This is a genomic window from Halomonas lysinitropha (genome assembly GCF_902500215.1).
In the GTDB taxonomy this organism is placed as follows: Bacteria; Pseudomonadota; Gammaproteobacteria; order Pseudomonadales; family Halomonadaceae; genus Halomonas; species Halomonas lysinitropha.
Genome location: NZ_CABVOU010000043.1, coordinates 59096 through 81528, shown reverse-complemented (window position 1 = coordinate 81528; position 22433 = coordinate 59096). Strand labels below are relative to the sequence as shown.

Annotated in this window: 16 protein-coding genes; 7 read left to right on the top strand and 9 right to left on the bottom strand. The window is 64.4% G+C overall.

Translation table 11 applies throughout. From position 1 onward, the window contains the following. Positions 1-131: 131 nt before the first annotated feature. Positions 132-1484: a magnesium transporter gene (gene mgtE, locus HALO32_RS15360; RefSeq protein WP_151444780.1), complete on the top strand. Its 1353-nt coding sequence runs from the start codon at positions 132-134 to the stop codon at positions 1482-1484. Positions 1485-1572: 88 nt separating this feature from the next. On the opposite strand, the gene HALO32_RS15355 is transcribed toward mgtE, so the two are convergent. The 4 genes from HALO32_RS15355 to HALO32_RS15340 form a co-directional block, all read right to left on the bottom strand. Beyond that, the gene (locus HALO32_RS15355; protein ID WP_151444779.1) at positions 1573-6414 is read right to left on the bottom strand and encodes an NAD-glutamate dehydrogenase; all 4842 of its coding nucleotides are present in this window, start codon (positions 6412-6414) and stop codon (positions 1573-1575) included. Between the two features lie 175 nt (positions 6415-6589). Then, positions 6590-7711, bottom strand: coding sequence for a tRNA (uridine(54)-C5)-methyltransferase TrmA (trmA, locus tag HALO32_RS15350; protein WP_151444778.1), 1122 nt, complete (start codon positions 7709-7711; stop codon positions 6590-6592). A 66-nt stretch (positions 7712-7777) separates the two neighbouring features. Then, positions 7778-8554 (bottom strand): glutamate racemase, encoded by a 777-nt coding sequence (murI, locus tag HALO32_RS15345; protein WP_151444777.1) that lies wholly within the window; start codon positions 8552-8554, stop codon positions 7778-7780. Between the two features lie 176 nt (positions 8555-8730). After that, positions 8731-9276, bottom strand: coding sequence for a hemerythrin domain-containing protein (locus HALO32_RS15340; RefSeq protein WP_151444828.1), 546 nt, complete (start codon positions 9274-9276; stop codon positions 8731-8733). A gap of 213 nt (positions 9277-9489) precedes the next feature. Between HALO32_RS15340 and HALO32_RS15335 the strand changes: the two genes are divergently transcribed. Next, positions 9490-10827 (top strand): replication-associated recombination protein A, encoded by a 1338-nt coding sequence (locus HALO32_RS15335; RefSeq protein ID WP_151444776.1) that lies wholly within the window; start codon positions 9490-9492, stop codon positions 10825-10827. Between the two features lie 199 nt (positions 10828-11026). Here the strand turns inward: HALO32_RS15335 and lolA are convergent, their stop codons facing one another. Beyond that, complete coding sequence (gene lolA, locus HALO32_RS15330; RefSeq protein ID WP_151444775.1) at positions 11027-11656, bottom strand: outer membrane lipoprotein chaperone LolA; 630 nt, start codon at positions 11654-11656, stop codon at positions 11027-11029. A 115-nt stretch (positions 11657-11771) separates the two neighbouring features. Beyond that, on the bottom strand, positions 11772-14858 hold the full coding sequence (locus HALO32_RS15325) for a DNA translocase FtsK (RefSeq protein WP_225810082.1): 3087 nt from the start codon (positions 14856-14858) through the stop codon (positions 11772-11774). A gap of 154 nt (positions 14859-15012) precedes the next feature. On the opposite strand from HALO32_RS15325, the gene aat reads away from it, so the two are divergent. From aat to infA, 3 genes are all read left to right on the top strand, one after another. Next, entirely contained in the window at positions 15013-15747 is a 735-nt protein-coding gene (gene aat, locus HALO32_RS15320; RefSeq protein WP_151444773.1) for a leucyl/phenylalanyl-tRNA--protein transferase, read from the top strand. A gap of 31 nt (positions 15748-15778) precedes the next feature. Continuing rightward, positions 15779-16516 (top strand): arginyltransferase, encoded by a 738-nt coding sequence (locus tag HALO32_RS15315; protein WP_151444772.1) that lies wholly within the window; start codon positions 15779-15781, stop codon positions 16514-16516. A gap of 135 nt (positions 16517-16651) precedes the next feature. Further along, a complete protein-coding gene (infA, locus tag HALO32_RS15310; protein ID WP_040185975.1) occupies positions 16652-16870 on the top strand; it encodes a translation initiation factor IF-1 in 219 nt (72 codons plus the stop codon). A gap of 132 nt (positions 16871-17002) precedes the next feature. Here infA and clpA read toward each other — a convergent pair whose 3' ends face one another. The 3 genes from clpA to icd all read right to left on the bottom strand — a co-directional run bounded on the left by clpA (position 17003) and on the right by icd (position 21230). Continuing rightward, a complete protein-coding gene (clpA, locus tag HALO32_RS15305; RefSeq protein WP_151444827.1) occupies positions 17003-19279 on the bottom strand; it encodes an ATP-dependent Clp protease ATP-binding subunit ClpA in 2277 nt (758 codons plus the stop codon). A 137-nt stretch (positions 19280-19416) separates the two neighbouring features. Continuing rightward, on the bottom strand, positions 19417-19743 hold the full coding sequence (gene clpS / locus HALO32_RS15300; RefSeq protein ID WP_151444771.1) for an ATP-dependent Clp protease adapter ClpS: 327 nt from the start codon (positions 19741-19743) through the stop codon (positions 19417-19419). A 230-nt stretch (positions 19744-19973) separates the two neighbouring features. Then, positions 19974-21230, bottom strand: a complete 1257-nt coding sequence (gene icd, locus HALO32_RS15295) for an NADP-dependent isocitrate dehydrogenase (RefSeq protein ID WP_151444770.1) — start codon at positions 21228-21230, stop codon at positions 19974-19976. Between the two features lie 118 nt (positions 21231-21348). Here icd and HALO32_RS15290 point away from each other — a divergent pair, with 118 nt between their 5' ends. Then, complete coding sequence (locus tag HALO32_RS15290; RefSeq protein WP_151444769.1) at positions 21349-21966, top strand: pseudouridine synthase; 618 nt, start codon at positions 21349-21351, stop codon at positions 21964-21966. Beyond that, positions 21963-22412 (top strand): NUDIX domain-containing protein, encoded by a 450-nt coding sequence (locus HALO32_RS15285; protein WP_151444768.1) that lies wholly within the window; start codon positions 21963-21965, stop codon positions 22410-22412. The genes HALO32_RS15290 and HALO32_RS15285 overlap by 4 nt, the downstream gene beginning before the upstream one ends. The last annotated feature ends 21 nt before the right edge of the window (positions 22413-22433 follow it).

Sequence of the window (22433 nt, the reverse complement as noted above, 5' to 3'; positions counted from 1 at the left end):
CCGTCGTATCGCTGGCCAGGATGATGAAAGGCCCAGTGACGACAGCCTGAGACCGTTCTGTGGTCTACTGTGGGCAATATCGTTAGGATCACGACCGACAGGACCGTGCAGCCGAAGCCAGGGAGTTCCATATGGCCGATACCACCGAAACCCTCGAGGACCGCCTCTCGCGCATTCACCGAGCGCTGGGCGACGAACAGTTCGATGCCGTCGACGACGTGCTGGCGGACCTGGAACCCGCCGAGATCGCCCTGCTGCTGGAGTCGCTTCCGCCGTCAGCGCGCATCCAGCTGTGGGAACGGGTGCCGGGCGAAGTCGACGGTGAGGTCCTGCTGCACGTGCATGACGAGGTGCGCAGCACCCTGCTCGACGACATGGATCATGCCGAGATCGTTGCTGCCACGTCCAGCCTCGACACGACAGACCTCGCTGAGATCTTCGAGGACCTGCCCCAGCAGGTGGCCGAGGACATGCTGCGCTCGATGGACGAGTTGCAGCGCAGTCGGCTGCAGGAAACCCTCTCGTTCGAGGAAGACAGCGCCGGTCGCCTGATGCGTACCGATACCATCGCCGTGCGCGCCGACGTCAGCCTGGAGACGGTCAGACGATTCCTGCGCTGGAAGGAGACGGTCCCCGACAACACCCATTCGCTGATGGTGGTCGACCGTAACGGCTACTTCGTGGGGGTACTGCCACTGGCCCGCCTGGTATCGAACGACCCCGAGATGGCCGTCGCCAACTTCATGGACCGCGAAGTGGACAGCATCCAGGTGACCATGCATACCCGAGAGGTGGCCACTCTCTTTCAGACCCACGACCTGGTCTCCGCGCCGGTGGTGGACGAGGCCGGGCTACTGCTGGGGCGCATCGTCATCGACGATATCGTCGACGTGATCCGCGAGAATTCCGAGCAGGCGTTGATGAACATGGCCGGCCTGGACGAGGAGGAGGACCTCTTCGCACCGGTGATGCCCAGCGCCAAGCGACGCGCCGTTTGGCTGGGCATCAACCTGATCACCGCCTTCCTCGCCGCCTGGGTGATCGGCCGCTTCGAGGATGCCCTGGACAAGATCGTGGCCCTCGCCGTACTGATGCCCATCGTGGCCAGCATGGGCGGCATCGCCGGCAGCCAGACCCTCACCCTGGCAATCCGCGGCCTGGCGCTGGGCCAGATCAGTCGTACCAACAGCAGTTGGCTGCTGCGCAAGGAGATCGGTATCGCCGCCCTCAACGGTGTGCTCTGGTCGCTGGTGGTCGCCGTGCTGGCAGTGCTCTGGTTCGGCAGCATCGCCATCGGGGTCATCATCGCCGCCGCCCTGGTGATCAACATGCTGGCCGCCGGCGTCGCCGGCATTGTAATCCCGTTGATGCTCAAGCGCTCGGGCATCGACCCCGCCCTCTCGGGATCGGTCATCCTGACCACGGTGACCGACGTGGTGGGGTTCATGGCCTTCCTGGGACTGGCCACGCTCTTCCTGCTATGACCGCTGCCTCGCATGCGAGGCCCGAGAGACACGAACCCCCGCACATCGGCGGGGGTTCGTGTTTCCGGCCATGGACACGGCAGAGCGATCAGGTCTCGCGATTGCTCTCGGCCAGATCGACAAGCTCGCGCACGGCCACCGCGAAGAGCGGGAAGCCGCCATGGCTGCCACTGCTGACTTCCTCGAGCAGGCGGCACCAGCGCTGGTGCATGCCATGGTGGCGCGAGAGCCACTGCTCCACCCGCTTCGAAGAGTCGCTCGGCCCGTCCTCCATGCCCAGCACACTGGTGGTCAGCGCCAGCTGCTGGCGATCGATGTCGTCACGGAAGGTCTCGCGTGCCTGAGCCTGCCAGCTATCGCGCACCTTGAGCTCGGTAATCTGCTGGACCATCCACGGCAGCTCCAGGCGATCGCCGATCTCGTAGTACACCTCGGCCACCCGCTGGGGATCCTCGTTGGTCTGGCGTGCCGTCTGGATGATACCGAGTGCCGCATAGAGGCTCCCGGCGGCCGCCACGGTCGCCGCCAGAGCCTCCGGCAATCCGGCCTCGGTGAGCTCGTTGCGGCGAACTTCCCAGGCACTGTACTCCTCGCCACGCAAGCGCTCGCCGATATTCTCCTGCAGCTGTGCCAGGCGTGGGGCGAAGAAGTCGATGGCATCCCGGGTGCTCATGCCGGTACGGTTGCGCAGGAACCAGCGAGTGGCCCGGCGCAGCATGCGCATCAGGTCAAGCATCACGCTGTACTGCACCGCGCTCGGCACCAGATTATCCAGCGCCTCGACCTGCTCCCAGAGGAGTGGCAGCTGAAAGCTGTCGCGCGCCACCACGTAGGAGCGGGCGATGGTGGCACGGTCGGCGCCGGTGGAATCGATCAGCCGGCGCACGAAGACGATGCCCATATGGTCGACCAGGTCATTGGCCACCTGGGTGGCAACGATCTCGCGCTTGAGGCGGTGGTCGTACATCTCCTCCTTGTAGCGCTCGACCAGCACCGCGGGGAAGATCCGCTCGACGAACTTGACGATGGTCGGGTCGTCGGGCACATCCGAGGCGATCAGGTCACCCTTGAGCACACTCTTGGCGTAGGAGATCAACACCGAGAGTTCGGGCAACAGCATCCCCTGCTCGTTGGCGGCACGCTCATTGAGCACCTCGTCGTCGGGCAGGAACTCCAGCTCGCGATCGATCTGACCCACGGCCTCCAGTTCGCTGATGAAACGCCGGAAGGGACCGATGCCCTGACGGGAGAGAAGCTCAGCGAGATCCAGGGCCTGGGTCTGGCGATAGTTGTCCAGCAGCACCAGGTCGGAGACTTCGCTTGTCATGTCGGCAAGCAGCCGATTGCGCTGCTTTTCGGTCATGTCGCCGCGCTTGACCACCTCGTCGATGAGAATCTTGATGTTGACCTCATGGTCGGAGCAGTTGACCCCGCCGGCGTTGTCGATGAAGTCGGTGGTGACGCGGACGCCCCGGGCAGCCGCCTCCATGCGACCGCGCTGGGTGAAGCCGAGGTTGCCACCCTCGCCGATGACGCGGCACTGCAGTTCACGGCCATCGATACGCAGGCTATCGTTGGCCTTGTCCCCCACCTGGGCGTCGGTCTCCTCGCTGCCCTTGACGTAGGTCCCGATACCGCCGTTCCACAGCAGGTCGACCCGCGACTTGAGCATGGCGCGGATTAGCTCGTTGGGCGCGAGCTTGTCCTCCTTGATACCGAACAGCGTCTTCATCTGCTTGGAAATGGCGATGGTCTTGGCCGAGCGCTTAAAGATCCCCCCACCCTCGGAAATCAGGCGGGTATCGTAGTCTTCCCAGCTCGAGCGCGGCAGGTCGAACAGACGCTGGCGCTCGGCGAAGCTCGACGCCGCGTCCGGGGTCGGGTCGACGAAGATATGCAGGTGGTTGAAGGCTCCCACCAGGCGGATCCTGTCGGAGAGCAGCATGCCGTTGCCGAAGACGTCGCCCGCCATGTCGCCGATGCCGAGCACCGTGAACTCGTCCTGCTGGGTGTTCAACCCCAGTCCGCGGAAGTGACGCTTGACCGACTCCCAGGCCCCCTTGGCGGTGATACCCATCTTCTTGTGATCATAGCCGTTGGCCCCGCCCGAGGCGAAAGCATCGCCCAGCCAGTGGCCGTACTCGAGGGAGATCTCGTTGGCGATGTCGGAAAAGGTTGCGGTGCCCTTGTCGGCGGCCACCACCAGGTAGGCATCATCATCGTCGTGGCGCACCACATCCTTCGGCGGCACGATCTCGCCGCCCACGCGGTTGTCGGTGACATCAAGCAGGGCACGGATGAAGGTCTTGTAGCAGGCGATGCCCTCCTTCTGGATGGCGTCGCGATCCCCACCCTCGGGAAGGCGCTTGCACACGAAACCACCCTTGGCACCCACCGGCACGATCACCGCATTCTTGACCTGCTGTGCCTTGACCAGACCCAGCACTTCAGTACGGAAGTCCTCGAAGCGATCGGACCAGCGCAAACCGCCTCGCGCGACCTTGCCGCCACGCAGATGCACCCCCTCCACTCGCGGCGAGCAGACGAAGATCTCGTAGGCCGGCCGCGGCCTGGGCATGCCGGTGACCCGGGAGGGCTCCATCTTGAAGGAAATATAATCCTTGTGCTGGCCATCGGGTCCCGGCTGATAGTAGTTGGTGCGCTGGGTCGCCTGGATCAGTTCCGTGTAGCGGCGCAGCAACTGGTCGTCATTGAGGCTGGCGACATCATCGAGCAGCCGGATAATGCGCGCCGTGCACGCCTCGATCTCGCCTTCCGGCGGGCGTTCGGCCGGATCGAAGCGCAGCTCGAAGAGGGTCACCAGCTCGCGGGTGATCTCCGGATGGTTGACCAGGGTGGTGGCCATGTAGTTCTGGGAGACACCGAAGCGTATCTGCTTGAGGTAGCGGGCATAGCCCCGCAGCATGGCCACCTCGCGCCAGTCCAGGTTGGCGCCGATGATCAGCCGGTTGAAGGGATCGTTGTCCGCGTCCCGGTTCCAGATACGCTGGAAGGCCTCGATGAAGGAATCCCGCATCTCCTGCAGATTGACCTCAGTGCTGGTGTGGTGCTCCAGATCGAAGTCGTGAATCCAGTAGCTGCCATCGCGCGCCTCCAGCTCGTAGGGGCGTTCGCCGATCACCCGCAGTCCGAGATTCTCCATCATCGGCAGCACGTCGGAGAGCGGGATGGGCTGATCACGGTGGAACAGCTTGAGGTTGACCCCGCTGCCTTCCTCCTCGACCAGCCGGTAGAGGGAGAGCGCCAACGGGCTGCCCTCATCCAGCTCGCTGATGTGCTGGAGATCATAGACCGCGGTACGCGCTGAGAAGTCGTCGCGATAGCTGGCGGGGAAGGCATCGCGAAAGCGGTCCATCAGCAGATTGGCCTGCTCCTCGCCGAACCCCTCGATGGCCGCGCCCTGGAGGTCGTCGCGCCAGTTGCGGGCGAGCTGCGCCAGTTTGGCTTCCAGGCGTCGCAGGTCGTAGTCCGCCGGCTGATCCCCCTTGAAGCGCAGGATGAACTGGATGCGGGCCAGCACCGATTCCGACAGGTAGGTGTTGAAGTCGCCAAAGTGGGCATCGAGCTCTTCGCAGAGCAGGTCCTGGATGCGCAGGCGCAGCTCGGTGGAGAACACGTCACGCGGCACGAAGGCCAGGCAGGAGTAGAACCTGCCGGAGCGATCCTCGCGGATGAACAGTCTCACCCGTCGCCGCTCGCGCATGTCGAGGATCCCCAGGGCGGTCTGAGTCAGCTCGTCGGTATCGATCTGGAAGAGGTCGTCGCGGGGATAGACCTCGAGAATGTGCAGCAGGTGCTTGCCGTTGTGGCCCTTGGGATTGAAGCCGGAGTTGTCCATCACCGTCTTGAGCTTGCGGCGCAGGATCGGCACGTTTCGCGGCGACTCGTTGTAGACGGTAGCGGTAAACAGGCCGAGGAAGCGCCGCTCACCGATCACCCGCCCTTGGTCATCATAGCGATCGATCGAGATGTAATCCGGGTAGGTCGGGCGATGGATACGCGCATGGTGGGCGCTCTTGGCGAACGACAGCAGTTGAGGCACCAGCACGTAGTGGTCACCCTCGATCCCCTGGTCGGTGCGGATACGCTCGCGATAGCGCGGCTGATCGAGGCGGAACACGCCCAGCACACTGTCCTCGTCGCGGTCCAGGCGCTGTCGCCCCTCACCCTCGTGGACGACATACTCGTCATAGCCGAGAAAGGTGAAATTATCGTGCAGCAACCACTCGACGAACGCGATGGCCTCCGCGTGATCCTCAGCCTCGACCTGCTCCGGGCGCGAGCTCTCGAGTTCCGCAAGCGCGGCACGCGCCTGTTCACGCATCGGCTCGAAGTCGGCCACCGCAATGCGCACATCGCCCAGCACTTCCTGCAGACTCGTCTCGATGTCCTCGAGCAGCGCCGAATCCGAGTGGCGGTCGATCTCGATGGCGATCAGCGACTCCCGGCCCTGGGGGGCATCGTCCCGATGCGTCGAGGTGACACGCTCGAGCCGGTGCTGACTGTCGCGTTCCGTCGCCAGGACGGCATTGTGAATGGCATGAACCGTCATGCCCCGCCGATTGAGCTCAATACGGACCGAATCAACCAGGAAGGGCATGTCCTCATGGAGAACGGCAATGAAGGTATGCGTGGACTGCCAGCCATGTTGCTCGAAATCGGGGTTGAACACCCGGACCTTGGGGTCGTTAGGGTCGAACTGCTGCAGGAAGTGCCACACGGAGAGGGTGGCACCATAGATGTCGTCGAGACGGCGGTCGGCCAGGTCGTCGAGTGGTACCGTGGCATAGAAGTGGCGGGCGAAGGCACTGACCTGATTGGCCTTGGCCTCGTCCAGACGGCCTTGCAGCCGCTCCTCGAGTTGCTTGAGCAGATCCTGACGGGTCTCCTCGTGTGCGACGTGTTGCATCCATCACCTCGGCTACCTGCGGCCGCCCGAGGCGGCCGGGAGAACTTGACGTGGCGGCCTCCTGGCCGCATCGCCTTCCAGCTTACGTCACTTACCGAGTCCACCCCAGCCACATGCCCCTTCGCTCATGGAGCATGTCGGTTGCGCATCGCCGCTTGACTTCGAGCCGGCCATGTCAGCCCGTGACGTATGCTTCACGCCGCTCGAGCAGGACCCCACATTCACAGTGATGCGTCCAGGGAAACTGGTCGAAGAGCGCGAAACGCCGGATGTCGTGAGTGCGGCACAGCGTTTCGAGATTGTCGGCCAGGGTCTCGGGATTACATGAAATATAGACGATACGCGCATAGTCGCTGAGTTGATGGCAGCTCTCTTCATCGAGACCCGCCCGAGGCGGATCGACCAGCACCGTGGAGAAGGCATAGTCATCAAGGGCCATCTCGGCCACTCGGCGCCCCCCCTTCTCACCCTTCAGGGCCTGGGAGAACGCCTCGGCCGACATGCGGCCAACCTCGGCGTTGCCGATGCCGTTGGCCTCCAGGTTGATCCGAGCACTGGCCACCGAAGTACGTGAAATCTCGGTAGCCAGGACTCGCCGAAAGTTGTCGGCCAGCGCTACGGTGAAGTTACCATTACCGCAGTAGAGCTCCACCAGATCGCCGTCCTGGCTGCCCCGGGTGACATCCCGAGCCCAAGCCAGCATGGCGCGACAAATCTCGGCGTTGGGCTGAGTGAAGCTGTTCTCGACCTGCTGGTAGACCAGCGACTCGCCGTCCACCTCGAGGCGCTCCCAGACATGGTCACGCTCCAGTACCAGGCGCTGCTTGCGGGCACGGCCAATGATCATGACACCCAGCGCCCGTTGAAGGGCTCGAGCCTTGATCTCCCAGGCTTCGTCGAGCCGACGGTGGTAGATCAAGGTGACCAGTACCTCGCCGGAAAGGGTGGTGAGAAACTCCACCTGGAAGAGACGGCGGCGCAACAGATCGTGGTCGCGGATAGCATCGAGTAGGCGCGGCATGAGTTCGTTGATCTGCCGGCTGGCCACCGGATATTGGTCCAGGCGGACCACCGTCTTGCGTGTCGGGTCCTCGGGATCGACCTCGAACATCGCATAGAAGAGATCATCCCCCTCGTGCCAGAGGCGAAATTCGCAGCGCTGGCGAAAGTGACTCGGTGGCGAGGGAAATACCTCGAGGGTCGGCGGTGCGAAGCGTGCGAAAGCACGGGTGATGCGCTCGCGCTTGGCCTCGAGCTGCTGATCATAGCGGGCGGGATCGACAACGGGGATGGCCACGGCGGCTCCTGGAGTAAAATTGACGAGATCGAGATGATAGTGGCGAAACCGACAAGCTGGGTTGGCTCAGACCAGCTGCAACAGCCTCGGGGCGGCAAAGCCGAAGGTTGCCAATCCCCTGCCCAGGCGTACATCGCGCGCGGTGACCAAACTCGGCTCGTCACCCTGGCGAGGCGCGAGCGCCGGCACTACCTGGGCCACCCGGCGGGCGATGGCGTCCCCGGAATCGACCCAGGCCACCTGATGCGGGGCCGCATCAACCAGCCACGGACCCAGCAGCGGAAAGTGGGTACAGCCCAGAACCACGGTATCCAGTTCGGGATCGTCCCACAGTGGAGAAAGCGCCTGACGCAGGGTCGCTTGATCAGGAGGCTCACCCACTACCAGGCGCTCGGCCTCGGTGACAAGGATATCCGCAGCGACCCGGGTCACCCGGCAGTCGGCAGCAAAGTCCTCGATGAGCTGAAGGGTATAGGGGCGCGACACGGTGGCACTGGTCGCCAGCAGCCCGATATGGCGGGTGAGGCTCATCCGGGCCGCCGGTTTGATGGCCGGCACGGTGCCGACCACGGGAATCGAGAGGCATTCGCGCAGGACATCCAGCGCCAGGGTGCTGGCGGTATTGCACGCTACCACCAGGGCGCTGCAGCCGCTGGCCGCCACGGCGGCCTCGCAGACGACTCGGATCCTCTGCACCAGCCAGGCATCCCCGCGATGGCCATAGGGCAACATGGCATTATCACAGGCATACACCAGGGCGGCCTCGGGCAGGCGTCGACGCAGCGCCTGGACCACCGACAGCCCACCGACACCGGAATCGAAGACCAGGATCGGACCTGCCATCAGGCTAAAATCCGACACCGCAGGGCCAGGTGGCACGGGCAGGTCAGGCAGGTCAATGAGCTGGGAAATCGGGACAGAAGACACATGGCGAAGAATTGGCCGCTTCTCAGAATGGCAGCCATTCTACCCCAGACCCGGGACAGAGCCGAAATGCCACGATATCGAGGGCACTGCGATCAGGTCATCGGCTCGGGGGCATCCCGCAGTTCGGCATAGAGCTCGGGATAGGCCTCCTGCAGCCGCTCCAGCTGGGCCTGGGCGCCCTCCGGCAGGGCCGCCGCGAGGGCCTCGAGATCCTGGTCGTTGAAGTTCTCACGGATCAGGGGGAACAGCAGCTCTCGCTCATCTCGCAGATAAGCCCGGTGAGCTTCGAGATAGGCCTTGAGGTCCTCGGCGAAGCGGTCCATCGGCACCACGGCGTCCATCAGGATCATGTCGAGGTCGTTGGACAGCTGCTTGAGCCGCGACTGCAGCGCGCGATAATCCTTGGACAGGCACTCCGTGACCTCGACACTCGAGGGATCCAGCTCCTGGAGGCGTTCGGTGCAGACCTTCTCGAGAGGCTGCGTAAAGCCTTCCTGGTAGTCGAGGATATAGTCGACGACTTCCCGGACCAGCTGGAAATTGGGACGCTCGCCGGCAGCCAAGGACTTCTGCTTGAGCTGCAGGACGTGCAACATGCGCGCCATGTTGGCATGATCCTGGCGCAACTGCTTCAGCATGGGCATGACGGAAGTCTCCTCTCCTGTTGCGATTGTTCCGCAGAAGGCTCGCTCATTAGATTCGTCGCGGCAAGTGCCGTTCAGCGAGGCATGACGCCTCGGGGAAGGAAGGTCTGACTCAGGCTAGCCTCTCAAAAGGAATTCCGCCTGTCACCCAAGGTCCTATTGCCTGCGACAAATCCACTCTACCAGGCGTGAGCCAAGGAGTCAGAAATGGATCTCTTCCAGCGCAACACGCCCGATGATACCGCCCCGCTCGCCTTTCGCATGCGCCCGCACCGGCTTGCGGACTATGTAGGGCAACAGGCGCTGGTCGGCCCTGGCAAGCCGCTGGCGCGCATGGCCGAGAGCGGCGTGGTGCGCTCGATGATCCTCTGGGGACCCCCGGGGACCGGCAAGACAACCCTGGCCGAGATCCTCGCCGAGGTGTCAGGCGCGCACCTGGAGCACCTTTCGGCGGTGATGGCGGGTGTCAAGGAAATCCGTGCCGCCGTCGATCGCGCCCGCGACAGGCAGGCCCGCGAGCGCCCTACCCTGCTGTTCCTCGACGAGATCCACCGCCTCAACAAGAGCCAGCAGGACGCCCTGTTGCCCCATGTGGAATCGGGACTGCTGACACTCATCGGCGCGACGACGGAAAACCCCTCTTTCGAGGTCAACTCGGCGCTGCTCTCCCGGGCACGGGTGCATGTGCTGAAGTCGCTCACCGATGAGGAACTCGTGGAGGTAATGCAACGGGCTCTGAGCGACGAGACGCGCGGCCTGGGCGGGCGGCACATCCACGTGGATGACGGGGTACTGGCGCTGCTGGCTCGAGCCGCCGCCGGCGATGCTCGCCGCGCCCTGGGCCTGCTGGAGACTGCCTGTGACTTCACCGTGGCCGAGGGTGACGGTGAGCGTCTCCCTCGCCAGGCACTGGAAGATGTCCTCGGCCACCAGGCCAGCGCCTTCGACAAGCAGGGCGACCACTTCTACGACCTGCTCTCGGCGATACACAAGTCCGTGCGCTCTTCGCGACCGGACGCCGCCCTCCTCTACATCGCCCGCTTCCTGCAGGGCGGCGGTGACCCGCTCGACGTGATCCGTCGCCTGGCGGCCATCGCCTCGGAAGACGTGGGCAACGCCGACCCGCGCGCCCTCCCTCTGGTGATGGCCGCCTGGGATGCCTATCTGCGTCTGGGGGACTACGAAGGTCAGCGTGCCATCGCCCACGCCGCCATCCATCTCGCCGTGGCGCCCAAGAGCAATGCCATCGACCGGGCCTGGAAGCAGGCCAAGGCCTTCGTGGCGGAGCAGCCGCAGCTGGAGGTCCCGACCTATCTGCGCAACGCGCCTACCAAACTGATGGAATCCCTGGGACATGGCCAGGGATACCGCTATGCGCATGACGAGCCCCATGGCTATCCCGCCGGCAGCGCCCATGACTGCTGGCCGACCGCCGTTCCCCAACAGCATTTCTACACGCCCACGGAATATGGCCAGGAGAAGCGCTACGGCCAGCTCATGGCCTGGCGGGAGCAGCTGGATGCCGAGGCGGACGAGGGTGCATAGCGGCCAAGCGGCCAAGCGGCCAAGCGGCCAAGCGGCCAAGCGGCCAAGCGGCCAAGCGGCCAAGCGGCCAAGCAGGATAACCTAGCCCAAAAGAACCCCCCGCCGGACCAGACATCCGACGGGGGCACTCATCCATTGGCTCAACGCCTGCCACCCGCCACCGGACAGCTTGGCGGCTCGGTGCTTTAAGCTCGGCGCTTTACTGCGTGTCGCGAATCACGTCTGTGCCGTCGGGAATCTCGAAGACAAAATGACGGTCGTCCAGCGGCTCGTTCATGCGCACGTTGTCGAACTCGATGGCGGTGCGCTGCCCGGTGCTGTCGGTCATCTGCAGCAGCCTCAGCGCCTCGCCACGGAAGGTCATCTGCAGTTCCTCGAACAGCGTATCGGCATCCTTGGGTATCAGGGTGAAGGTTTCGCTGCTGCCCTGCTGGCGACGAGTCACGTCGTAGCTGCCGGTCAGCTCGTCGGCACTGCCGGACAGCAGCAGGGCGGGAGTATGGGTCACTCGCTGGTCCAGGGCCTGCACCGTGGCCTGCTCCAGGTCCGGATCGTAGAGGGTGACCTCCTCTCCCGCCGAGACCACCAGTTGCTCGTAGGGAGCATCCACTTCCCAACGGAACTTGCCGGGACGCGACAGCCACATCCGGCCGCGGGCCTCCTGCAGACGCTGGCCACTGCCATCGAGGATCTGCTGCTCGAAGTCCGCCACGTAGGTGTCAAGCGGCTCGAGAATATCCGCCAGGCGCTCGGCCCCCTCGCTGGCCAGCGCCGACATCGGCATGGCGAGGGTCATGGTCAGCGTGGCGAGAATCTTCTTCACTGTCATCGTCTCTGTCTCCCTGGACGGATCCATCATGGCTTGATGTCACTCGGACCCGGTGCGCCCCCGGCGAGTTGCATCCCCGCCGAGGCTTCCATCATTGCTGCAAGGTTGCCGCGCGTCAGTCGCCCACCGGCGGCGGGGCCAGGACCTCACGCGCACCGTTGGTGCCCATGGTGGAGACCACCCCGGCCACCTCCATGGACTCGACCAGTCGCGCGGCCCGGTTATAGCCGATCTTGAAACGGCGCTGCACCGCCGAGATGGACGCCCGGCGACTTTCGGTGACGAAGGCTACCGCCTCGTCGTAAAGGGCATCCTGTTCGGCGCCGTCATCAGCGCCGCCCTCGGATTCCAGGCCGACCAGCGCCTCGGCGGAAACGCCACCCGAGAGGATCTCGTCGATGTACTCCGGTTCCCCGCGCCGCTTCCAGTCCTCCACCACCCGGTGGACCTCGTCGTCATCGACGAAAGCGCCGTGGACACGGGTGGGCATGCCGGAACCCGCAGGCAGGTAGAGCATGTCGCCATGACCCAGCAGGTTCTCGGCGCCCCCCTGGTCGAGGATGGTACGTGAATCGACCCGAGAGGAGACCTGGAAGGCCATGCGGGTGGGGATATTGGCCTTGATCAGGCCGGTAACCACGTCCACGGAGGGACGCTGAGTGGCGAGTATCAGGTGGATACCGGCGGCCCGAGCCTTCTGAGCCAGCCGCGCGATCAGCTCCTCGACCTTCTTGCCGACGATCATGAACATGTCGGCGAACTCGTCGATCACCACCACGATGTAGGGCAGCTTCTCGAGCACCGGCGGGCTCTGGTGCATCTCCCAGGGCTGGGGCTCCCAGAGCGGGTCGGCCACCTGGGCACCGGCCCGTTCGGCCTCGTCGAGCTTGCCGTTGAAGCCGGTGATGTTACGCACGCCCATGGCCGCCATCAGCTTGTAGCGACGCTCCATCTCGGCCACGCACCAGCGCAGTGCGTTGGCGGCCTCCTTCATGTCGGTGACCACCGGCGCCAGCAGGTGCGGAATGCCATCATAGACCGACAATTCCAGCATCTTGGGGTCGACCATGATCATGCGCAGCTCGCTGGGTGTCGCCTTGAGCAGCATGGAGATCAGCATGCCATTGACGCCCACCGACTTCCCGGAACCGGTAGTGCCGGCCACCAGCAGGTGGGGCATCTTGCCGAGATTGGCCACCACCGGGCCGCCGCCGATGTCCTGACCCAACGCCAGGGTCAGCGCCGAGGCCTCCTGTTGGTAGCGATCGGAGTCGATCACCTCGCGCAGGCGAATCATCGCCCGGTGCGGATTGGGAATCTCGATACCCACGGTCGGTCGGCCGGGGATCACTTCGACCACCCGCACGCTCTTGACCATCAGCGAACGCGCCAGGTCCTTGGCCAGGTTGCTGATCTTGGAAACCTTCACGCCGGCCGCCGGCTTGATCTCGAAGCGGGTGATCACCGGGCCGGGCCAGGTCTCGACCACTTCGGCCTTGACCCCGTACTCGCGCAGACGCGTCTCCAGCAGCTCGGCCATCTCGGCCAGCTGCTGCTCGGAATAGTTGCGCTGCTGGGGCTGAGGCGGGGTCAGCAGACGCAGGCTGGGCAGGTCGCCGTCGGGCTCCGGCAATCCGTCGAGGACCGGTCGCTGGCTCTGCAGGTGCTCCACGGTCCACAGCGCGGGGGCGTCGGCGGCCTCGCGCCCCTGCTCAGCGGTTGCCACCTGCGGCGCTGTTTCCGATGAGGGCGCCGGGGGAGCCACCCCAGAATCCCGGTGGCCGGTGGTGTTCACCGCATCGTCCATGACGCCTTCACTTGCTGCCGGCGAGGCCCCCGATGAGGCGCGGACTGGTGGCGCATCGGCCGGATCGCCTTCTTCACGGGTCTGGTCGCTGTCGCGGGCCGTCTCGGCAGGCCCATCGAGGCTCGTCTCGTCACGATATGCCCTCAGGGCGGGGCTCTGCCAGGCGGAAAGCTCCTGGTCATCATCGGGCAGCACCGGCTCGGGCACCGTTTCCGGAACTCGTTGAGCCCCTCCCGCGTCGGTGTCTTCTCGGCGGAGGCCGGGTGGCTTGCCAGTCATGGAGGGAGCATCGGGAGTGTTACCCGCGTCCGGCGTCGTCTCGCCTGAGCCCTGAGGCATCGTGGTGTCAGCAGGCGGCGAGGACGCGGGCCTCCGCTGCTCCCCCTGCGGGGTTATCTTCACACGCGGCTCCACGGCCTGGCGCGACACCTGGGCGGTATAGGCCGCCTCGGGCTTCTTGGCCGAGGGCGTGCGCTCGGGGACTTCCCAGGGAATGTCGGTCTCACCATCGTTACCGAAGCCGGGTTCGCGGCGCGAAGCACCGTCGGCGGCCAGCACCGACTCACCCTCACGACGACGGTCTCCTCGGAGGCGCTGCCACCAACGCGGGCGAGCTTTGGTGTCGGACGAGGCTTCGGGCGAGACGTCATCCGCTTCCCGGTCATTGGCCTCGGCGACCGATGGCTCGTTATCCTCCCGGGCCTGGTCACGCCGCTCGGCACGTCGTTCGCGCACCAGGCCGAAACGGTCAGCCACCCAGCGCCACACCAGCAGGCTGCGGTGGCCCAGCTCGTCCATCACTGTCAGCCAGGAGAGTCCGGTGAACAAGGGAAAGCCACAAAGCATGGCGGCGACAGCCAGCAGGCCGGTACCGCCCGTGCCCACCAGTGGTAGCAAGGCCCCGACCAGCCCCTCACCGAGGATGCCGCCGGTGGAATAGGGCAAGGGGCCATCAGGGCGATAGAAGTGCAGCGCACCCAGGCAGGTGGACCCCAGCAGCAGCAACACAAGCCCCCCGCAGCGCACTGCCAGGGCCGTGGCATCCCACTCGAAGCGCACCTGACGCGAGCGAATCAGCCACCAGGCGGCAACCCCCAGCATGCCAGGCCACCACAGGGCGCTGACGCCGAACAGCGAGTAGAGCACATCGGCAAGCCAGGCGCCGATCGGCCCCATCCAGTTGGCGACTTCAGTTTCAGGGCCGCTGCGCGACCAGCCGGGGTCCTGCGCATGGAAGCTGTAGAGCGCCAATAGCAGGAACACACAGGCGGCCAGCAGCAAGATCACTACCCCTTCCCGGGCTGAGCCCTGCAGCCGCAGCCCGAAGCGTTTCGCCGTTTCCCTGGCATTCGCCGCCGTCACCCGACGCGACGTGGTCCTCTTCTTGACACTCAAGCGGCCATCCCCCTTGCGCCAACATGGCGTCTTCCGGATTTCATTGCGTTCAATCATACCGAGCAAGTGCTCGCCATCACAGGGCCCGCATGCCTTGAGCCCCAGTCTGCCGCACGGCAGACTGGGTGAATCGTCAACGAGGAAGACGCTATTCATGCTCCCCTGGCTATCTGACCGGTCCGTGGTCTTTCCGCCCGTTGGGTCTGCCCTGCGTGATCCCGACGGCCTGCTGGCCGCCGGCGGGGCCCTCACGCCAGAATGGCTGCTGGCCGCCTATCGCCGCGGCATCTTTCCCTGGTTCAGCGATGACCAGCCTATCCTGTGGTGGAGCCCCGACCCGCGCATGGTGCTGTTCCCTGACGAGATACGGGTAAGGCGCAGCCTCGCCAAGCGGCTGCGCAACGCTGGCTTCCGGGTTACCGCCGACACCGCCTTCGAACGGGTGGTAGAGGAATGCGCAGCGCCACGCGATGGCCAATCCGGCACCTGGATCACCGACGAGATGCGTGAAGCCTATGGAGGCTTGCACCGTCTCGGCGCGGCCCACTCGCTGGAGGTGTGGCAAGCCGGTGAGCTGGTGGGCGGCCTATATGGCGTGGCCATGGGCCCGGTGTTCTTCGGCGAGTCGATGTTCTCGCGCCAGGCGGATGCCTCGAAAATCGCCCTGGTGCAGCTCGCCAGGGCGATGGCCGCCGGCGGAGGGCGGCTGATCGACTGCCAGATGCACACCGGCCACCTGGCCAGCCTGGGGGCCAGGGATATCGCCCGGAGCGAGTTCATCGGCTATCTTGAACAGTGGCTGGGTCATGTCGGCGGTGACCACCGGCAGGCGGACAACGACGTGCTGGCACCGACCTGGTCCTTCGAGGCAATCGATACCATTGCATGACCGGGTCACCGATTCAGAGGAGATGGCAGCATTGAGCAGCAATGCCCCCCGGCAGCCGGTCAGGGACCTGCGCTTCTTCCTGACCGTGCCCCATGCCTGCAGCTACCTGGAAGGCCGCGAGGCAACCACCCTGTTTCTCGATCCCCAGGAGTCACCTGGCCCGGGGGTCTATGACGCCCTGGCCCTGCTCGGCTTCCGTCGCAGCGGCCGTCACCTCTATCGCCCCCACTGCGATGCCTGCAACGCCTGCATCTCGGTACGCATTCCGGTGGCAGAATTCTCGCCAAGTCGCACCCAGCGCAAGCTGATCCACCGCAATGCCGATCTGACGCTGCACGTGCGGCCCGCCCTCTTCGATGCCGAACACTATGCACTCTATGCCCACTACGTGCGTACCCGTCACGCCGATGGCGACATGTACCCGCCGAGTCACGAGCAGTACCGGACCTTCCTGACCCTCGATCAGGCCTACGCCCGGCTGCTGGAATTCCGGCTCGATGGCCGACTGGTGGCCGTCTCGGCGTTCGACCAGCTCGAGCACGGCCTCTCGGCCATCTACACCTTCTTCGACCCGGCGCCGGGTATGGACCGTCGCTCACTGGGAACCTTCGCTGTACTTTCGCTGATCCAGCGGGCTCTGGACGAGGGGTTGCCTCATGTCTATCTGGGCTACTGGATTCGCGAGTGCCGCAAGATGAACTACAAGCAGTCCTTCCAACCCCTGGAGATGCTCGACGGCCGCCATTGGCGACGCATGATTGCCTTATAAAAGGGGTCAGTGAGCGACTTCCTTTGCCTTGACGAGCGGCATGCGGCACAATATCGCGCTATCTTGTGGGCACGGGCGGCGAAGCCGAGAGACTGTGCCTCCCTGTTTCGTCATCATCAGCGAGGAACCGCCTATATGGCACGCGAAGACCATATCGAAATGGAAGGCGTCGTCGTCGATACCCTTCCCAACACCATGTTCCGCGTCGAGCTGGAGAACGGCCACGTGGTCACCGCCCATATCTCGGGCAAGATGCGCAAGCACTATATCCGCATCCTCACCGGCGACAAGGTCAAGGTCGAACTGACCCCTTACGACCTGTCCAAGGGCCGTATCGTCTATCGCGCTCGCTGAACCCCGGCTTGGCACGCCGCAGCGCCCGATACTCGACTCGAGCGCCGGCTGCAACCACCCGTTATCAGGTCTAAAGGAACAACGCCCCGTCCGCAGACAGGGCGATGTGTGATGGCGGCCACCTGAAACCCCTCAGGGCGCGTCGGCCAGCTCCGACTCCGTGGAAAGCTGGAGCTCACCCTCTTCCACGCTGACGTGCACCACCCCGCCGTTCTCGGCCAGCTCGCCGAACAAGATCAGCTCGGCCAGCGGCTTCTTGAGCTTCTCCTGGATGAGGCGAGCCATAGGCCGCGCGCCCATGTCGGGATCATAGCCCATCTCCGCCAGCCAATCCCGGGCAGCCTCATCAACGTCAAGCTGCACTCGCTTCTCGTCGAGCTGCGCCTGCAGTTCGACCAGGAACTTGTCCACCACGTTGCGCACCACCGAGGTGGGCAGGGCATGGAACTGGATGATGCCGTCCAGGCGGTTGCGGAACTCCGGCGAGAAGGTCTTGCGTATCACCTCCATGGCATCCGTGGAGTGATCCTGGGTCTGGAAACCGATGGAGCGACGCGTGGCCTGCTCGACCCCGGCGTTGGAGGTCATGATCAGGATCACGTGGCGGAAATCCGCCTCGCGGCCGTTGTTGTCGGTCAGGCGACCGTGGTCCATGACCTGCAGCAGCAGGTTGAAGACCTCGGGATGCGCCTTCTCGATCTCGTCGAGCAGCAGGACGCAATGCGGTTGCTTGGTGATCGCCTCGGTCAACAGACCGCCCTGGTCATAGCCGACATAGCCGGGGGGCGCACCGATCAGCCGTGACACGGTGTGGCGCTCCATGTACTCCGACATGTCGAAACGTACCAGCTCGATTCCCATGATATGGGACAGCTGCCTGGCCACCTCGGTCTTGCCCACCCCGGTCGGGCCGGCAAACAGGAAGCTACCCACTGGCTTGTCCGGCGACTTGAGCCCCGCTCGCGACAGCTTGATCGCCGCAGCAAGGCTGTCGATGGCCTCGTCCTGCCCGAACACCAGCATCTTGAGGTCGCGATCGATGTTGGCCAGCAGCTTGCGGTCCGAGCTGGATACGCTCTTCGGTGGAATCCGCGCGATAGACGCCACTACCGCCTCGACCTGGTCGACGTCGATGGTGTCGACGCGCACCTCCGGCGGCAGCAGCCGCTGGTGGGCGCCCGCCTCGTCGATCACGTCGATGGCCTTGTCGGGCAGATGGCGATCGTTGATGTAGCGATCCGACAGCCGGGCCGCACTCTCCAACGCCGCATCGGTGTACTTCAGCTGGTGGTGCTCCTCGAACCGCGAGCGCAGCCCCTTGAGGATGCGCGTCGTGTCCTCCACCGAGGGAGCCATGATGTCGACCTTCTGGAAGCGGCGTGCCAGGGCACGATCCTTTTCGAAGATGCCCCGGTACTCCTGAAAGGTGGTGGAACCGATGCAGCGCAGCTCACCCGAGGAGAGCAGTGGCTTGAGCAGGTTGGAGGCGTCCATCACCCCCCCGGAAGCGGCGCCCGCACCGATCACGGTATGGATCTCGTCGATGAACAGGATGGCGTTGGGCTGCTTGCGCAGTTCGGCCAGCAGGTTCTTGAGGCGCTTCTCGAAGTCACCCCGGTACTTGGTACCGGCCAGCAGGGCGCCCATGTCCAGGGAGTACACCACGGCATCATTGATGACTTCGGGCACGTCCTCCTCGACGACACGCTTGGCCAGCCCTTCGGCGATAGCGGTCTTGCCTACACCGGCCTCACCGACCAGCAACGGATTGTTCTTGCGCCGGCGGGCCAGTATCTGGACCACGCGCTCGAGCTCGTGGTCACGGCCGATCAGCGGATCGATCTTGCCCAGCCGCGCCTGCTCGTTGAGATTGGTGGCATAGCTGGTGAGCGGGTTGGAACCGGACTCGGCAGCCCCCTCCTCGGCCTCCTCGGCCTCCGGCGAGGGAGACGACTGGCTCTGCCCATGGCCGGCCACCTTGGAGATGCCATGAGCGATGTAGTTGACGGCATCAACCCGCGCCACGTTCTGCTGCTTGAGGAAGTAGACCGCCTGACTCTCCTGCTCGGAGAAGATCGCCACCAGGACATTGGCGCCGGTGACTTCGCTCTTGCCCGAGGACTGGACATGAAAGACGGCACGCTGGAGCACTCGCTGGAAACCCAGGGTCGGCTGTGTTTCACGATCCGACTGATCCTCGGGGATCAGCGGCGTCGTGGAATTGATGAAATCCTGCAGGTCGGACCGCAGCTTGTCGAGGTTGGCCCCGCAGGCACGTAGCACATCTGCCGCAGAAGCATTGTCGAGCAGCGCCAGCAGCAGGTGCTCCACGGTCATGAACTCGTGGCGCTTGGAGCGGGCCACGGTGAAGGCCGTGTTCAGGGTCAGTTCAAGTTCTTTACTCAGCATGGCAGTCCCCTTCTCGCCGCCCAGGGCTTTGCGTCGGATCATTCATGGTCCGGCATCATCAACATCGGGTACAAACGGCGCCGTTGCAAGTCTCCCTTCAACGCAGGACCGTCGCTGTCCCTGTTAGACCATGCCGCTCAGTCCGCCGCTTCGATATCGCACAGCAGCGGATGCTGACATTCTCTTGCATATTGATTGACTTGGTGGCTTTTGGTTTCAGCAATATCGCGGGAAAAGACACCACAGGTAGCCTTGCCCCGGGTGTGAACGGTCAGCATCACTTGTACTGCGGTCTCGCTGTCCATCTGAAAGAAGGTCTGCAGCACCTCGACCACGAACTCCATGGGAGTGAAGTCATCGTTGTGCAGCACCACCTTGTACATGGGAGGACGCGCCACTTCCGGGTCGGCATGCTGCACCGCCAGGTTGTCGTCATCTTCCTCGGGGCCCGGCGGCCGAGTCATGCCCCCTAGCGGGGACACCATGGCCGCTCGCCACACCAACTTATCATCTCTACTGAACATAAGGGCCACTATCCATCTCGACAAGCCGTATGCCGCCGCTCACCTCAACCGTGATTGGACGCCGACACGCCGGCAGGGTTCACCGTCTCTGCTCGAAACTCGGATGCCGCAACGCAAAGAGCCCCCGTCCGCCATTCGGCGGCCGGGGGCTCCGGGTCCAGCACCGCGACTTACATGTTGTCGGCGACGGCCTGACCGAACTCGGAGCACTTGAGAAGCTTGGCATCGTCCATCAGGCGATGGAAGTCATAGGTGACCTCACCCTTGGCGATGGCCTTTTCCATGCCCTTGAGTACCAGATCGGCCGCCTCGACCCAGCCCATGTGGCGCAGCATCATTTCCGCGGAGAGAATCAGCGAGCCCGGGTTGACCTTGTCCTGACCGGCGTACTTCGGCGCCGTGCCATGGGTGGCTTCGAACATGCCTACGGCATCGGAAAGGTTGGCGCCCGGGGCGATACCGATGCCGCCGACCTCGGCCGCCAGAGCGTCGGAGAGGTAATCACCGTTGAGGTTCAGGGTAGCGATGACATCGTACTCCGCCGGACGCAGCAGGATCTGCTGCAGCATGGCGTCGGCGATGACGTCCTTGATGACGATGTCCTTGCCGGTCTTGGGGTTCTTCATGGTCATCCAGGGACCGCCGTCGAGCAGCTCGGCACCGAACTCCTCCTTGGCGAGTTCATAGCCCCAGTCCTTGAAGGAACCCTCGGTGAACTTCATGATATTGCCCTTGTGCACCAGGGTCAGCGACTCACGGTCGTTGTCGATGGTGTACTGCAGGGCCTGGCGCACCAGACGCTTGGTGCCCTCGACGGAGACCGGCTTGACGCCGATGCCGCAGTTCTCGGGGAAGCGGATGTTCTGGACACCCATCTCCTCGCGCAGGAACTTGATGACCTTGTCGGCCTCCGGGGTGCCGGCCTTCCACTCGATGCCGGCGTAGATGTCCTCGGAGTTTTCGCGGAAGATGACCATGTCCACATCGGCCGGCTTCTTGACCGGGCTGGGGACGCCCTCGAACCAGCGAACCGGACGCAGGCAGACATAGAGATCGAGTTTCTGACGCAGGGCGACGTTCAGGGAGCGAATACCACCGCCCACCGGCGTGGTCAGCGGCCCCTTGATGGAGACGACGTAATCCTTGACCGCCTCCAGGGTCTCTTCCGGCAGCCAGGTGTCGGCATCATAGATCTGGGTGGCCTTCTCGCCGGCGTAGACTTCCATCCAGTGGATCTTGCGCTCGCCGTTATAGGCCTTCTGCACCGCAGAATCGATGGCGATCTTCATGGCCGGTGTCACGTCGATACCGATGCCGTCACCCTCGATGAACGGGATGACCGGCTCATTCGGGACGTTCAGGCTGTTATCGGCATTGACAGTGATCTTCTGGCCGCCCTCGGGCAGGACGATTTTCTGGAACCCCATTGAGAACTCCCCTGTATGGTCTGTTCAGTGGAACGCGGAGTATAGCATTCACCCGCCGGAACGGAGTAGGCTTGAGGTCAGATTTGTCGACAATCCATGGTAGCAAGACCTTGGTCGAATGAGCGCCCTTTACCTGTTGCACAAGCCCTATCGCATGCTCTCCCAGTTCACCGACCGGAAGACCCCGGACCGGGAGCGGCGTGCGACCCTGGCCGACATCATCGACGTGCCCGGCATCTACCCGGCGGGGCGCCTCGACCATGACTCCGAAGGGTTGCTGCTGCTCAGTGACGACGGTGAGCTGATCCACCGCATCAGTGATCCCCGCCACAAGCAGCCCAAGACCTACCGCGTGCAGGTAGAGGGCCAGCCCGACGATGCTGCCCTGCAAGCGTTACGCGACGGTGTCCCGCTCAAGGACGGCAAGACACGCCCCGCGAAGGTGCGGCGCCTGGCCGAGAGCGAGCTGCCCGAACGCGACCCACCACTGGACACAAGACGCCATCCGCTTACCACCTGGCTGGAGCTGACCCTTACCGAGGGACGCAATCGCCAGGTCCGCCGCATGACCGCCCACGTCGGCCATCCCACCCTGAGGCTAGTCCGGGTGGCCATCGGCCCTTGGCGCCTGGATGGTCTGCTCCCCGGACAGTGGCGACGTGAGACCCTTAATGCTCCGCGCAGGGCGCCAGCAGGCGCGCGACGGGGCCGAACAACCGGAGGAGGCCGCCGATGAGCCGCTGGCAACCCTACATCAGCGTAGCCACGGTGATAGAACGCGCCGGGCGCTTTCTGATGGTAGAGGAGGACCGTGGCGGCGCCGAGACGCTGTTCAACCAGCCAGCCGGTCACCTTGAACCGGGCGAGCGCATCAAGGAAGCTGCTCTGCGTGAACTCCGTGAAGAGACCGCCTGGCAGGCAGGCATCACCGACTACCTTGGCATGTACGTCTACCACACTCCGGACGGGCTGACCTTCCACAGCCACGGTTTCTTCGGCATGGCGCTGGCTCATCTGGGCAATGAGCTGGATCCGGCCATTCTCGCCGTGCACTGGCTGACCCTGGAGGAGCTCGAGGCGCTGGAACGGGAAGACCGCCTGCGCAGCCCGCTGGTGCTGCGCCGCGTCCGCGATGCCCTGGCGAGCCGCTTCTACCCCATGGACGTGATTCACGAGCGCTGAGCGGCCAAGCGGCCAAGCGGC